General features: G+C 37.9%; 11 protein-coding genes. All 11 read left to right on the top strand.

Going from position 1 to position 15444, the window contains the following annotated elements:
* Window positions 1-174: 174 nt before the first annotated feature.
* The 11 genes from AB1414_06035 to AB1414_06085 all read left to right on the top strand — a co-directional run bounded on the left by AB1414_06035 (window position 175) and on the right by AB1414_06085 (window position 15328).
* Complete coding sequence (locus AB1414_06035) at window positions 175-2196, top strand: hypothetical protein (GenBank protein ID MEW6607001.1); 2022 nt, start codon at window positions 175-177, stop codon at window positions 2194-2196.
* Window positions 2197-2372: 176 nt separating this feature from the next.
* The gene (locus tag AB1414_06040; GenBank protein ID MEW6607002.1) at window positions 2373-3092 is read left to right on the top strand and encodes a thrombospondin type 3 repeat-containing protein; all 720 of its coding nucleotides are present in this window, start codon (window positions 2373-2375) and stop codon (window positions 3090-3092) included.
* A 185-nt stretch (window positions 3093-3277) separates the two neighbouring features.
* Entirely contained in the window at window positions 3278-4459 is a 1182-nt protein-coding gene (locus tag AB1414_06045; GenBank protein ID MEW6607003.1) for a fibronectin type III domain-containing protein, read from the top strand.
* A gap of 67 nt (window positions 4460-4526) precedes the next feature.
* Window positions 4527-5111: a hypothetical protein gene (locus tag AB1414_06050; protein MEW6607004.1), complete on the top strand. Its 585-nt coding sequence runs from the start codon at window positions 4527-4529 to the stop codon at window positions 5109-5111.
* Between the two features lie 191 nt (window positions 5112-5302).
* Window positions 5303-5947, top strand: coding sequence for an RNA polymerase sigma factor (locus AB1414_06055; GenBank protein ID MEW6607005.1), 645 nt, complete (start codon window positions 5303-5305; stop codon window positions 5945-5947).
* 222 nt (window positions 5948-6169) lie between these two features.
* Window positions 6170-6985 (top strand): DUF5667 domain-containing protein, encoded by an 816-nt coding sequence (locus AB1414_06060; protein MEW6607006.1) that lies wholly within the window; start codon window positions 6170-6172, stop codon window positions 6983-6985.
* Between the two features lie 45 nt (window positions 6986-7030).
* Window positions 7031-7300, top strand: a complete 270-nt coding sequence (locus AB1414_06065) for a hypothetical protein (protein ID MEW6607007.1) — start codon at window positions 7031-7033, stop codon at window positions 7298-7300.
* Window positions 7301-7308: 8 nt separating this feature from the next.
* Complete coding sequence (locus AB1414_06070) at window positions 7309-7596, top strand: type II toxin-antitoxin system mRNA interferase toxin, RelE/StbE family (GenBank protein MEW6607008.1); 288 nt, start codon at window positions 7309-7311, stop codon at window positions 7594-7596.
* A 323-nt stretch (window positions 7597-7919) separates the two neighbouring features.
* On the top strand, window positions 7920-11480 hold the full coding sequence (locus tag AB1414_06075; protein ID MEW6607009.1) for a hypothetical protein: 3561 nt from the start codon (window positions 7920-7922) through the stop codon (window positions 11478-11480).
* A 670-nt stretch (window positions 11481-12150) separates the two neighbouring features.
* Window positions 12151-13401: an ATP-binding protein gene (locus AB1414_06080; GenBank protein MEW6607010.1), complete on the top strand. Its 1251-nt coding sequence runs from the start codon at window positions 12151-12153 to the stop codon at window positions 13399-13401.
* Between the two features lie 31 nt (window positions 13402-13432).
* A complete protein-coding gene (locus tag AB1414_06085) occupies window positions 13433-15328 on the top strand; it encodes a S8 family serine peptidase (GenBank protein ID MEW6607011.1) in 1896 nt (631 codons plus the stop codon).
* Window positions 15329-15444: the final 116 nt, after the last annotated feature.

The raw sequence follows: 15444 nt of genomic DNA on the forward strand, positions 1-15444 counted from the left end.
CCCCCTATCCCCCTTATCTCCCCTTCTATCCTTTTCCTTCTTTTGCCCCTTCATTACTCATATTTCGCGCTAAGCGATTTTCAATTGTTTTTACTAAAATTAATGGCTTAAAATAAAGGCTTAAATTTAAAAAAACAATTGATTTTACCTTAGCGCGGAAAATAAGTCATTACCATGAAACCCTCAAAACCATTTCTCATCCTTATAATTCTCCTCCAACTCCTCTTCCTTCTTCAACCAGCAGAGGCAGTGGTTACCATAGACACTTCTACTTCTTCCAGTGCCACTGCTCTTTCTAATCAGAGGAAGATTTTTTATGATGGGACAAATTACTGGGCTTTTTATTTTGATGGAGGAGATATTGCCTATGAATATTCTTTAGATGGTCTTTCCTGGACTAATACCCCAGTTACAGTAGCAGCTGCTTCCTCAGGAGATGATTTTTCCCTGTGGATTGATAGCTCCACTGTTTATCTTGCTTATGAAGCTGATTCTTATGACATCAAAGCTAATCGAGGAACTATCTCTGGAAGCACGATTAATTGGACTACCGCTGCTACTGCTTTTGATGGAACCACTACAGCAGATTCCTATGCCATTCCTTTTATTTCTAAAGATTCAAATTCAAAGCTCTGGATAGCCGCCAGATATTATAATGGAATTGCTTATTATATAAAAGTAAAACAAAGCACTAATCCCGATGATATTAGTTCTTGGGGCTCAGCAACCAATCTTAGTAATGTTGATAATACTTCCGCTGTAAATTATGCCAGTTTAATTCCTTTAGGCTCAGGTCAAATCTATGCAATTTGGATCAGAGATACTTTTTTTGAGGGGAAATTATATAATGGCACTTCTTGGGATGCAACAACTACTTCTATTGCTTCAGGGCCAGCTATTCCTTCTGATCATGAATTATTTTCCGCTCTAGCTGATTCATCTTATAATATCCATTTAGTTTATATTGATCCCTCAAGTTATCTTCAATATAAAAAATGTCTTAGTCCTTATGGATCAACTGATTGGTCAGGAACAACTACTATTGATTCCAATACCTCCCAAGATCCAAATATAGTTTATAATTCTTTAAAAGATGATTTAATGGTTTTTTGGAAAAGAGGAACTGATATTTGGTATCGCCAAAAGATTGATGATTCTTGGGATGCTTCTAGCACTGATTGGATTTCTGCTCCGGCAGGAAGTTATTTATCATCAAATTATAGTTCTAATGTAGTTTTGAGTTTAGCTTTGGTTTCTGGAACTGCCAGCCCTTATGAGATTGCTTTTGATAAGCTAAATACTAATAATAGTCCTAGTGTTTCTAATTTAGGCCCGACCAATTATATTAATGGTTCAGAAAATTATGATCGGACTCCAACTTTAGAATTTACTCTTTCTGATTCTGATACCAATGATCAAGTAAAATTTCAAATTCAGATTTCTTTGATTTCAGATTTTGCCTCCTCAGTGGTTGATTATACCTCAGAACTGATGACTCCAACAGCTACTTCTTTTACTGTTGGTCAAACCCCGCCTAGCGGGGCTACCTATACTGCTGGATCAGCTGGTCAGGATCTTGATGATGGAAAATATTGGTGGCGGATTAAGGCTATTGATGAGTGGAATGCCCAATCTTCTTGGGTTGAGGCTAATACAGAGGGAGCTTTTCACATTGAGGCAGATCTATCTTTTACTATTTCTGGAGTTGGCTTAGGAGTGACTGTAGCTGGAGAAATAACTACTGTGACTACTACGGCTACTTCAGTTGCTTTTGGAACTTTGGATCTAAACAGCCCAGAAGTAGCCGCTCATAGCCTTACGGTCACTACTAATGCCCGGATAGGTTATACTATTACTATTGAAGAAAATGAAAATATGACCAAAATTGGCTCAGCTACTCTTATTTCAGATGTAGCTGGAACTAATACTTCTCCTCAGGCTTGGCCTGGTAGTGTGACTTATAGCAAATTTGGCTATCATACTACAGATTCTTCTTTGGGTACTGGAATCTTTGATAGATTTTCTGCAAATGACACTTGGGCCGCTCTAACCTCCCAGGCTGAAGAAATTGCTTTTGATAATGATGAAGTAGATGGCCAAGAAACTAAAATTGTTTATAAAATCGAGATTGGCAACTTGCAAGAAGCTGGGGATTATGGTAATGTGATTACTTATGTGTGTACGCCTGTCTTTTGATTATTATTTTATTAGTTTATTATTTATTAACGAGTTAACGAGTTCTTCAGTTAACAGATAACAAATAACAGTTAACAATATGGAAGAGAAAAATTTTATTGTTAATTGTTGACTGTTAATTGAGTTTTAACTCGTTAATAAATAACTCGTTAATAAAACAATAAAATAACAAGCATATGAAATTTTTCAAACTGATTTTCTTTACTACACTTTTTTTCCTCACTCTCTCTTTGCCCACCCTAGCTATCACCCTACCCGCTACTACTCTGCCAGACATTGATCAAGACAGCGTCCCTGATGCAGAAGACAATTGTCCTGATCAGGCTAATTCTGATCAGGAAGATAAAGATCAAGATGGAAAAGGGGGTCTTTGTGATAATTGTCCGGAAGATTATAATCCTATTCAGGAAGATTTTGATAAAGATGGGGTAGGGGATGATTGTGACAATTGTCAATTATTTAATCCTGATCAAGAAGATGTAGATCAAGATGGAATAGGAGATGAATGTAAAGCTCCGGACAAAGACCGAGATGAGATTATTGATAAAAGAGACAATTGTCCTCTTATTCCTAATCCTGATCAAGTTGATTCTGATAAAGACAAAGTTGGTGATCTTTGTGATAATTGTCCTAATTTTGGTAATCCTAAGCAGGAAGATTTTAATGGGGACGGAATTGGCGATGCTTGTCAGGATCAGGATAGGACGGATAGGACCAATAGGACAAATAGGACAGATACTTTACCAGCCTCTTCTTCAGAAACCCAGCCCTCAGAAACAAAGCTAACAGAAACAGCTGAAGGAGAAATTATCAACCCATGGCTTCCCTGGGGTTCTTTGGTTGTTATTTTGATACTGGCTGTGGGTGTGGCTTTGATGAAGGTTAGGAGAAGTTAATTAATTATTCTATTAATTTATTATTTATTAACGAGTTAACGAGTTTTTAAAAATCCCAAATTACAAAATCTAAATGTCAATCCGCCAGCTGGCAGACTAAAATCCAAATGTCAAATATTTGAAATTTAGCATTTGACATTTTAAAATTAACTCGTTAATAAATAACCCATTAATAAAATAATAAAATGTCAAAAATTCTCTTCATCCTTCTACTCCTCACTACTCTCACTCTAGCCACCTTTCTGTCTCTCGCTTTCCAAGGCATCAGTCCCCAGCTTCTTTTGGGGAGTATTTTTGGTATTATTTATCCAGAAATGATTGAAGAAAAAGGAGTGACAGTTTCAGTCACAGTTCTGGAGATCCCTAAGATTATATTTTTCCAAGACATTGCTTCTCCTTATATTTTTGATATTTTAGTCCATAGTTTAACTTCTCATTCAGTAATTATAGATTGGAAAACCAATGAACCAGGCACTTCCCAGATAGATTATGGTTTGACTCAGGCCTATGAATTAGGAACAGTTCAGGATGAGCCTCCTTCTTTGAATACTGTTCACAGCCTTACTTTAAAAGGTCTTAGTTCAGGAACTACTTATCATTTTCGAATCAGATCTCGTGATAGTGCTGGTAATGAAAGAATTTCCCAGGATCTTACTTTTACTACTTTGACTCTTCCAGATAGAGTTCCTCCAGCTAATATTGCTTCATTTAAGGCTGAAGGACGAGATAGGGCTATTTATCTTTCTTGGATCAATCCTCCTGATCCTGATTTTTTGGGAGCAGTGATTAAAAGAAGTAGAGATCTTTATCCTATTTTCCCTGAACAAGGAGTTTTAGTTTATCAAGGGAAGGATTCATCTTTCTTGGATGAAAATTTAATTAATAGCCAAAAATATTATTATACTGCTTTTTCTTATGATCAGGCAGGAAATTATTCTTCTGGGGCTCTGGCTTCAGCTGTTCCTCAGACTCCTGAAGTTCCAATAGTTCCTGAAGAGATTATCCCTCCTCTAGTCACTCCTTTGCCAATCACTTTGCCAGCTATAGGACTTATAGATGTAGAAGATGTTTTAGACGTAAAAGATGTTTCTTTTTCCGTAGCTCAAGGGAAAATAGAGTTGGCTCTTGCAGAAGAGGGCATAAAGGTTTTACCTGATTTTCCAATAAATCTTTCTATAGCCAAAGAAAAGTTTCCTTTTCCTGTTAAGACCATCTGGCTTAGTTTAGAAAATCAGCTTTATCTTTTGAAAGAAAATTTTGATAAAAGTGCTTATGAGGTGACTTTTATCAGCCCCTCAGAACCTGGCCGATATTCTTTGGATTTAGGAGTGGTTTATCAAATAGGAGAATTAAAAGTAAGTTTTTAGCATGGAGTTAGATAGAGTTAGACAGAGACTCTGCTTTACTCTGTTTAACTCAATGCAATAATTTTTTATGGAACATCTATCCAAAATCCTACTTGCCATTTTTCTACTCCTTACTATAACAGGAGGAAGTCTTTTTGCTCTTCAATTTGCCCCATCTAGTAATAGAGGTGAGAGTTTAGAAGTGGGAGATGAGGGATTGGGGAAGGATATTATTCATTTTAAATTATTAGTTGAAGGTTATGGATACATTTATAAATGTCAAATGTCAGATGTCAAATGTCAAATGTCAGGAATAGAAGGGGCAAGAGTGACATTGTATCAGTTGAATGAGAAATCTGGAGAATGGGAAAGATGGCTAGCAGAAGAATATGATCAGAAAAATCCCCAGATTACTAATCAGAAAGGAGAGTATGGTTTTATAGTTCCAGAAGGAAGATATTTACTTAAAGTGGTAAAAAGGGGATATCTAATTAGAGAGATTGGACCTTTTCAGCCAGAAAATAATATTGTTAATTTGAAGATAGAACTTGTTCCTCTGATGGTAGTTTTTTGGAGAAGCTGGCCCTGGCTGCTGGTAGTACTTTTATTGTTTGTTTTGATTTTGCTAGCGAGGAAGCGAGGAAGCAAAGAAGCCAGATTGAATAGAAAATAGTTGTTGGAAATTGGAAATTAGTAATGGAAATTAGAAAATAGAAATTGGTGAAGGAACAGCGAGGGAATAAACCATTTTCCAATTTCCATTTTCCATAACCGATTTCCATTTTCTAATAACCAATTTCTGTGTCTATGAGAAAATGATGGTCCCTTGTTATCATTTTTGTTTTTGCTATTATAATTACCTTGATGAACCTCAAAGACCGCTACCTAGTCTACCAAACCAAAAGAGGTAACCCAGAAGCATATGCCAAGATCTACGATAAATACCTTGATAAAATTTATCGCTTTATTTTTTTTCGGATAGATTCTCAGGAACGAGCCGAAGATCTTTCTTCGCAGGTTTTTTTGAAGACTTTAGAATATATAGGTGATCAGACTCGGACCATAGACAACCTTCAGGCTCTTTTATATCAAACAGCCAGAAATTTAGTGATTGATTTTTATCGGGGAAAGGGAAAGGAAGTTTCTTTGAAAGTGGGAGACGGGAGGTTGGAGGTTAGAGATGAGAAAAATACAACAGAAGATCTTATTGAAGGAATAGATGCAAAATTAGATTTAAAAAAAATAGAAAAAGCCTTGCGGGGTATTAAGGATGAATATAGGGAAGTGATTATTTTGTATTATTTAGAAGAAATGTCAGTGGGAGAGATTGCCCGGATTCTTGGAAAAAAGGAAGGGAATGTGAGGGTTTTGGTGCATCGGGGGTTGAAGGCATTGAGGGAGTGGTTGTCATCCCGAGGAGCGACCGAACCCCGCACTTTTGAAAAAAGTGCGGGGGGAGGGAGCGACGAGGGATCCCGCTCAATGTTCAGCAACCGTGGTTACCGCTAACATGTTCGTCGGACAACTTCGGGATCCCTCGACTCGTCCTGCATCTTTTCTGAAAGGTGCGGGACGGGACTCGCTCGGGATGACAGGGGTGGGGAGGTGTAACAAAAACAGCATTTTCTCGTCTAATATAGTGCAATGACTAATCGCCAATTAATCAGCAAAATCAAGCAATTAAGGCAAATTCGGCCTGAAAAAGCCTGGAAAGAGAGTTTTCGGGAGGAATTGGTTTTTGAAGCCAATAGGATTTATAGGACGGATAGGTCCTATAGGATCTATGGAATAGTGCCTATTTTAAGGCCTGTAGTGGCTGTTTGCTTAATTTTAGCTATAATTTTTAGTGGTTCAGTGATAACTGTTCAGGCAGCTAAGAATAGTCTGCCAGGGCAGTTTTTATATCCCCTAAAAATTGCTCTTGAAAAAGGTAGAGTTGCTATTGCTCCGAAACAAGAAAATAAGGTAAAATTAGAAGTAGAATTTGCTGAGCAGAGAGTAAAAGAACTTGCCCAATTAGTAGAGAAACATGAACCAGAGAGAATAACTGAGACAGTTGAGGACTTTCAAAATAAATTAGATTTAATTCAAGTTGGATTGCAAAAAATAGGAAAGGATGATAAAATAAAAGAAATAGAAGAAGTGGTTAAAATAGTAGAAATCAAAAGTAAAGAAATTGAAGATATTCTAAATGAAACTGACAAAAAAACTGAAGATCTTGAGACTAAGAAGGTTTTAGCTCAGGCCAAAAAGCACTTAACTGAGAAGATTTTTGTGATGGCCTTGGATGCTGGAAATGCTGGAGATGTGGAAAGCGCGGGAGATGTTGGGGATGAAACAGTAGAAGTTACAGAGGAGGTTGTTACTCAAACAGCAGTTATAACTGGAACTGTGGAAGAGGAGATAGAAATCCGAAATTCGAAATCCGAAATTCGAAATTCAAAAAAGGAAGAGGTTTTGGAGGAGCCGGAAGTGAAAAGTGATTTTAAGGGAGGTTTGTTGATGGAGCCAGAGCAAGGGGTTTATGGGGGGTTGTTGAAGAATTGATTTATTAGTGGCTATACTTTGGACTTTTAACTTTACTTTTAATTTTTGACTTTTGATTTTGAACTTTTAGAAGTTATGTCTACTGCAACTATTGCTAATAAAACTATTCCAGTGACTATTCAACTGACGCCTTCTCAAATTCTAGAAGCTTATGAAAGATTGCTTAAGGTTTGGCGGAAGAAAAGAACTAGAGACTGGCTGGAGAAGCCGGAGATTTTAGCTATGCTTGAAAGAGAGGCTTTAGAAGCAGAAAAAGAATTAAGAGAAGGAAAAACAATTTCCCTTGAGCAACTTAAGAAGGAATTAAAAATATAGCAAATATCATGTATCATATTGAAATTTCTTCATCTGTAAAAAAGGATTTGAAAAAGTTATCCTTTGAGGTACGAGAGAAAATTATTAATGAAATACTACCTTTTCTTGCCTTAGATCCATATGAAGGAGAAATTTTACAAGGAGAATTTAGGCGATTTTGGAGATTTAAATTTAAGCATAAAAAGACAGAGTATAGGATTGTATATGAGATTTTTGAAGAAGAATTAATAGTTCTTTTAATTATAATTGGAACGAGAGAAAATTTTTATAAGAAATTAAAGCGAAGAGTAAAATAACAATAAAGGTCGATCCCGACGTTACGTCGGGAAGATTAAAATATATTATCAGTTAGTATCCTTGGCAGAGTCATTAATTTAGGAATTATTAGTGTAAATTAGTCTTAAAGATTAGTGGCTCTAAAAGGTCGAGCACTCAATATTAGATTTAAGATTTAAGATTTAAGATCAGAGAGGATTAAAGATAATATTGAGTAAAAGGATGCTTGATTTAATTAAAAAGCAACGAATTTTCACAAATTAATTACGAATCTGCACGAATTATTCGTGATTATTCGTCTTTAAATTCGTGGTTATTCGTCTTTAAGAAAATGAGTAAATTTATGAAAAAAGGATTGTCCTTGAGTGTAACAGTTTCTATGATGGCTATGAGCTTGGCAGCGGTGGTTCCTGCTATGGCTACGACTATTGTTGACGGTGATTTAGTTAAAGCCGCTGATAGCTCAGCTCTTTATTTAATCTCCGGATCAAGTAAGCGAGTTTTTCCTCATGCTTCTGTTTATCACTCATGGGGTTATCCTTCTAATTACTCAACAGTAAAGACTGTTACGAGCGCTGAATTAGCAAGTTATGCTGACGGCACAGCTATTCCATTTAGGGATGGATCACTTTTTAGAGGAGTAACTTCTTCTCTCCACGGTAAAGATGCTTCCTGTGTTTTTGTGGTAGCTGATGGTCAATTAAGACCAATTCTCTCAGCTGCTGTTTATCAGGCTCTTTACAGTGATCCAAATTGGACTTTGGTAAAGTGGATTCCTAATAACATGCTTTCCAAGTTTAATTATCCTATTGGAAGCATGGTTTCTGACTCAACCACCCATCCTAATGGAACTGTGGTCAAGTATGCTGCTTCTTCAGCTTTGTATTTGATTTCTGGCGGCCAAAAGCGAGCCTTTACTTCTTGGAGTGCTTATACTGGCAATCGATATGGAAAAGCTAACATTGTCACCATTGCTGCTACTGAGACCTATGCCGATGGAGCCAATATTACTGGGGCAGAATCTGCTCTAGTCACCCCAGGCGCTGGTCCAACAGTTGGGGTTGGCACTGGTTTGACTGTGGCTACTGCAGCTGACAGTCCAGCAGCTACTACCATTGTGGCTGATACCACCTCAGGAGATGGAGCTCAGGCCTTGATTCCCTTCCTTAAGGCCAATTTTACTGCTTCATCTGATGGGGCAGTCCAAGTAAATACCGTCAAGGTAACCAGATCAGGAATTTCGGCTGATGCTGATCTTTCTAATGTTTATCTCTATGATGGTGACACCAGAATTGCTGAGAATCCATCTATTTCTAGCGGGGGAATTACCTTTACTAACTCAACTGGTCTTTTTACAGTTGGCGCAGGAACAACTAAGGCTATTACTGTTAAGGCTGACTTAGCTAATGGGACTACCTCTGGCAAGACTATTGCTCTAGGTATTGCCTCTTCAGCTGATGTGACCACTGATGGAGCTGCGGTTAATGGTTCAGCTCAAGGTAATATCATGAGTACAGCTACGGTGAGTAATCTTGGTAAGTTGACAGTGGCTGATGTTTCTTCTTCAACTACGGTTGACCCAGGAACCACTAATCATGAAGCTTGGAAATTTAGCTTGCAAGCAGCTGATCAGAATGTAGAAGTTAAGAAAATCGCTTTAACCATGGTCGGAACTATTTCTACTTCTGATCTTAGTAATCTTAAGCTTTATGATGGAGCCACCCAGATTGGTTCAACCTTGGCTAATCTTGATGCCAGCAACAGAGCAGAGTTTGATCTGACTGCCAGTCCAGGTTTGGCTATCAATGCTGGGGTAACCAAGAATATCTCCCTTAAGGTTGATGTAGCTGGTGGAGCTTCCAGAAACTTCAGATTCTCTATTCAAAAGATGTCTGATGTAGTGGTTAAAGATACTAATTACAATGTCTACCTTAAGCCAAATCAGGCTGATGCTTGGGCTATTATTCAGGCAGCCAATGTCACGGCTGTCAACCAAGGCAGCATGAGCGTCACTTTGAGCTCTGCTTCACCCTCTGGTAATGTAGCTTTAAATGCCACTGGAGTAGAAATTGCTCGCTATGAACTTAAGGCCGTAGGCGAGGCGATTAAGATTACTACTTTGACCTATCAGGTCAATTTAACCGGAGCTACTGATCTTAATAATGTTAAGCTTCTAGTTGATGGAAGTCAGGTTGGGACAACTCAGAACCCAGCTACTGGTGGTACTGCTTATGCGGTTAATGTCAACTTTACGGTTAATGCCGGTAGTACCAGGATCTTGACAGCTAAAGCTGATATCCAAGGTACAGGAGTAGGAAATGGCGATGCTATTCAGTTTAGATTAAATACTGGAGCCGCTAATGCCCAGAGACAGAGTTCCATGACCACTCTTAATGTTCCAGGAGCTAACATGTTAGCTAATAGCTTAACTGTTAGTGCGGCTACTCTAGCTACAGTAAAGAATCCATCTGTGGCTAATATGACTGTAGTTAATGGTTCTCAAGGAGTGGTTATTGGTTCTTGGTTAATGCAGGCTGGTGCATCTGAAGGGGTTGATGTTAATAGTATTTCTATTATTGATAGAAATGCTGGAGACACGGCTAACGGTGCTCAGGGTATTGGTAGTGCCTTTGATGTCTTAGAGCTTTGGAGCGGTGGGACCAAGTATGGTCAAACCATTAATTCTCCAAGTGCTACGGCCGGGACTACTCAGACCTTTAGTCTTTCTACTCCTTTGACCATCAATGCCGGACAGTCAGTTCAAGTTGATCTTAAGGCTAATGTCCTTTCCGGAGCGGTCTGGACTGCTACTAATGCTATTAAGATCTCCACTGCTTCTGGTATTGGCAAGACCACCAACAATACAGTCACCGATGCTACAGGAGCTAATGGTCAGCAGATTACCACGGCTAATGCTGGTACTTTGACTGTTACCATTGATTCTGGCACGCCAGATAGCGCTCAGATGGTTATGGCTAATACGGCTCAAACCATGGGTATTTGGAAGTTTGCTGCTAACAACACTGAAAACCTTACTGTCACCCAGATTATTGTCCATGAAATCCATGCTGACAATACTCCTGGTAATGTTAAGAACCTGCAGCTTACTTGGTCTGGTGGCTCAAGTAGCGTTATTCCAGCCCTAACTGCCGGTGTTCCTAATCAAGCAGTATTTAGTGGTCTTAATATTCCAGTACCAAAAGGTGGTGATATTAAGGTTACCTTAAAGGCAGATATCACTGACTCAGCTAATGCTACTTCTGTCAAGAAGGTTCAGTTTAGAATAGCAGTTCCTGCTACTATTACCGGTGTTTCTACTGATACTATTATTGCTAAAGGTGCTTCTTCTAACAATTATGCTGCTACTCCTGGTGCTTCTAACCAGGATGCTAATGCCATGATTGTTTATAAGACCAAGCCAACCATCAGTTTACATGCTTCCTCACCTTCGGGTAATTTGATTCCTGGTACAGTAGAAGTCTTAAGGTTTACCATTTCCGCTAATGCTGGTGGTGATGTTTCTCTAACTGCCGCTAATGCCAACAATATCCGCTTCACTATTACCTCAAACAAGAGTGCTTTGGTAACCGCTCGTGTCCTTGATCTTTATGATGCTTCTACTAGCACTACCGTAGCTACTCAGGTAACGGCTATTCCAAATAGTGGAGTGACTGTTGATTTTGCTGCCGGATTGAATACTACCATTGCTGCTGGTACTTCCAAGACTTATTATGTTAAGGCTAATCTCCAAGACTTTACCACTCAAGGTGATTCCTTCCAGCTGAGCATCCAGAATGCTGCGGCTGACCTAAGCTGGTCTGATGGAACAGCTAATGGTGCAGATATTTCTGACACCATGACCAAGAATCTGCCTATGTCTGGCAACACCTTAGTCAAGCCATAATATTTTCAGAATTTAACGTTTTGTCGATAGCGTAAAAATCGGCCAAAATAGAGGATAACGATAAAGGTTATCGCTCTAATTCACACCCCGGTCCGACCTTACGTCGGACCGGGGCTCTGTGTTTTAGGGGGTCATTAGCGGCCTGTCCTGATCCGCCTACTGGCGGAGAGGGAGGGTTAGGGGGTTGTTAAAGGTACTTTTACTCATATTTCGCGCTAAGCGATTTTCAATTGTTTTTACTAAAATTAATGGCTTAACCCTTATTTCGCGCTAAGCGATTTTCAGTTGTTTTTACTAAAATTAATGGCTTAAAATAGTTGAAAGTTTTAATCGCGGAACTGCCGCGGAACTTTACGCGGAACCAAGCGGAAAATAAACACCTTCCAATACAATAAAATAAAGATATAGATTTTCAAATCAACTGATTTTGCCTTAGCGCGAAAAATAAGTAAAATAAAGGCTTAAATTTAAAAAAACAATTGATTTTACCTTAGCGCGGAAAATAAGTTTTATATGGCTCTAGTATGACATTATCACGTGGCTGCAACAGACAGTCTTCTGGGTTTGATTTTATTTTTCTTTTTTGATATATTATAAATAACAAGGTTGACCTTTGAGATTAACCCTGCTAAAATTAAGAAGGAGATAAAAATAACCCTGCTAAAATTTTATGTATATTCTAAGAGAATTAGAAAAACAAATTCAGCCATTTCTTAAAAGAAAGGAGTTTTTGGCTATAGTTGGGCCAAGACAAGCCGGGAAGACAACTTTTCTTAGGCATCTTGAAAGGCAGTTAAAAAAGGCCAATAAAAAGGTCAAATTTTTTACCTTTGAAAAAAGAGAGGATTTGGCTTTATTTCAGGAAAGCATTGAAGATTTTAAAGATTTAAATAAAAAATATCAGATTATTATTATCGATGAATTTCAATACGCGAAAGAAGGAGGCAAAAAATTAAAATATCTTTTTGATACTAGCAAGACTAAGTATATTATCTCAGGCTCTTCTTCTTTAGAACTTACCTTTCAAACTGGTAAATTTATGGTTGGGAGAATGTTCAGTTTTGTCCTTTGGCCTTTTTCATTCAGAGAATACCTTTCTTATGCTGATAAAAAATTATTTGATTTGATTCAGGAACGGATTCCAGATTTATTCTCTTTAAAATTAAGCCAAGCCTTTGGCTCAGAAATAAATTCAAGAATGGAGAAATTATTTGAGAACTATCTTATCTGGGGAGGATACCCACAAGTAATTTTAAGTAAAAATATAACTGAAAAGCAAAAGGTACTGGAAAGTATTTTAGAAAATTATCTTTTAAAAGATGTCAGAGATCTTTTGCAGTTAGCTACAGAAGATGAGTTAATTCATCTAATAAGATTTTTGGCAACTCAAATTGGCAGTCTAATAGATTATCAAGAATTATCGAATATTTCCGGCCTTAGTTACACCAGCTTACTTAAGCATTTACAGATTTTAAGGCAAACTTACATTATCAATTTTATTAAACCATTTTTTACTAATAGACGGACCGAACTTACAAAAAATCCAAAAATTTATTTTATGGATAACGGTTTAAGAAATTTAGCTCTTTTTGATTTTAGAAAAAGTTCTCAAAGGCAGGATTTAGGAAACTTAGTAGAAAATTTTGTCTTTTTAGCTTTAAGTAGAAAAACTGTTCCTTTTGAAACCTTAAATTTTTGGCGGACAAAAAGTAAAGCAGAAGTTGATTTTGTTATAAGAAAAGCCCAAAAAATAATACCTATAGAAGTTAAATATAGTTCCAGACCAACTGTTGGCAAAAGTTTTTATAGTTTTGTTGAAAAATTTTCTCCCAAAGAGGGTTTTATTTTAACCAAGGGATATCTAGGTGAAGAAAAAATTAAAAATTGTAAAATAAAATTTATTCCAATATATTATTTATGAAAAAATCATAATAATTACCGTATAAAATCTAATGTCAAAGAATTATTTTATTTCCATTAGTTTATTATTCTTTATTATTACAAGAGGCGTTTTTGCATTTCTGCCAAATGATCCGGATTTTTCAGAGCAGTGGAATTTGGTTTGGACTAAAGCTTCTCAAGGTTGGGATTTGGAAAAGGGGTCAGAAGAAGTTGTTATTGCTATTTTGGATTCAGGAGTGGATCTTGATCACCCTGATTTAAAAGATAATATTTGGCAAAATCCAGATGAAATTCCAGGAGATGGGATTGATAATGACCATAATGGCTATATTGATGATCTTAATGGTTGGGATTTTATTAATGATTTAGCTGATCCACAGCCAAAATTTTCAACTTCTTATTCTTTGGCTGGAATCAATCATGGAACCATTGTGGCTGGCATTGCCGCTGCTTCTGGTAACAATGGCCAAGGGATTACGGGAGTGGCTTGGAAAGTTAAAATTATGTCTCTGCGAGTTTTAAATAGCCAGGGAATGGGAGATAATCTTTCCGTAATCAAAGCCATTGATTATGCAATTCAAGAAAAGGCCGATGTTATTAACATGAGTTTTGTAGGCACAGAATATTCTAAAGAATTAGAACAAGCAATTAAGAGGGCCTGGGAGAAGGGAATTGTGGTAGTGGCTGCCGGAGGCAATGATACAATTCAGGAGGGAGTTGATCTAAGTAAAATTTCTGCTTATCCGGTTTGTTATGAAAATGTTATTGGAGTGGCTGCCTTAGATAAAAATAATAAAAAAGCTCTTTTCTCTAATTATGGCCGCTGTATTGATATTTCTGCTCCAGGAACAGGGATTTATTCCACTTTAGTTTATCATCCAGAGGATAAAGATTTTACTAAATATTACGGTGGTTATTGGTCTGGGACTTCTTTGGCAGCTCCTTTGGTAGCTGGTACTGCCGCTCTGATAAAATCAGTTAATCCTCAGCTGACTAATGGCAAGATAAGAGATATTATTTTGAGCCAGGTTTCTAATATTGAGGCAGCTAATCCTGAATTAGCCGGCCAATTAGGCAAGGGTCGACTAAACATTTATCAGGCTGTACGAAAGGTTTATTTAGATTTAACAGCTTATTCTGGAAAAGGAAATATTGTCACTGGCGCTGGCTTTGGCGGCGGACCGCAGATTCGGATTTTTAAAACCAATGGCCTGGATTTAGCTAGTTTTTTCGCCTATGATCCGCATTTCCGCGGCGGCGTCAATGTAGCTGTGGGAGATTTGGATGGAGATGGGAATGAAGAAATTGTTACCGGAGCTGGTTCTGGCGGTGGGCCTCATGTTCGAGTTTTTGATTCAAAGGGAAATTTTAAGTTTCATTTTTTTGCTTATGATCAGCGCTTTCGAGGCGGGGTTAATGTGACGGTGGGAGATTTAAATGGCGATGGCAAAGACGAAATCATCACCGGAGCTGGCTTTGGCGGTGGACCGCAGGTAAGGATTTTTGGAGTTTCCGGACAGCCAGGGGATCCCTCGAGCTCCCTCGCTCCGCTCGGGACGATGACACTAAAGTGTCAATTTTTTGCTTATGCTAAAAACTTCCGCGGCGGAGTCAATGTAGCCGTGGGAGATCTTAATGGCGATGGCAAAGACGAAATCATCACTGGAGCTGGCTTTGGCGGCGGTCCACAAGTTCGAATTTTCGATAATCAAGGCCGAGTTAGAGGTCAATTCTTCGCCTATGCTAAAAACTTCCGCGGCGGAGTCAGTGTTTCAACAGGAGATTTAAATGGTGATGGCAAAGACGAAATCATCACTGGAGCTGGCTTTGGCGGTGGGCCGCAGGTGAGGATTTTTGATGCTGACGGTCAAGTCCAATCACAATTCTTTGCTTATACTAAGAGTTTCCGAGGAGGAGTGGATGTGGCTACAATAAGAAGCTATTAATTTATTAATTTATTCTTTATTAACGAGTTAACGAGTTAATGGGTTAATCTAAATTTCTAATTTCCAATTTTCAATTTCTATTTAATTCTCAATTTCTAATTTTAAATTCTTTTTTG

The organism is bacterium, assembly GCA_040755795.1.
GTDB lineage: Bacteria > UBA9089 > CG2-30-40-21 > CG2-30-40-21 > SBAY01 > JBFLXS01.

Excerpts from the sequence above, each read along its gene's own strand:
- AB1414_06070 (MEW6607008.1), top strand. The coding sequence starts at position 7,309 with ATGTATCATATTGAAATTTCTTCATCTGTAAAAAAGGATTTGAAAAAG.
- AB1414_06085 (MEW6607011.1), top strand. The coding sequence starts at position 13,433 with ATGTCAAAGAATTATTTTATTTCCATTAGTTTATTATTCTTTATTATT.
- AB1414_06075 (MEW6607009.1), top strand. The coding sequence starts at position 7,920 with ATGAAAAAAGGATTGTCCTTGAGTGTAACAGTTTCTATGATGGCTATG.
- AB1414_06055 (MEW6607005.1), top strand. The coding sequence starts at position 5,303 with ATGAACCTCAAAGACCGCTACCTAGTCTACCAAACCAAAAGAGGTAAC.
- AB1414_06035 (MEW6607001.1), top strand. The coding sequence starts at position 175 with ATGAAACCCTCAAAACCATTTCTCATCCTTATAATTCTCCTCCAACTC.
- AB1414_06045 (MEW6607003.1), top strand. The coding sequence starts at position 3,278 with ATGTCAAAAATTCTCTTCATCCTTCTACTCCTCACTACTCTCACTCTA.
- AB1414_06050 (MEW6607004.1), top strand. The coding sequence starts at position 4,527 with ATGGAACATCTATCCAAAATCCTACTTGCCATTTTTCTACTCCTTACT.
- AB1414_06040 (MEW6607002.1), top strand. The coding sequence starts at position 2,373 with ATGAAATTTTTCAAACTGATTTTCTTTACTACACTTTTTTTCCTCACT.
- AB1414_06080 (MEW6607010.1), top strand. The coding sequence starts at position 12,151 with ATGTATATTCTAAGAGAATTAGAAAAACAAATTCAGCCATTTCTTAAA.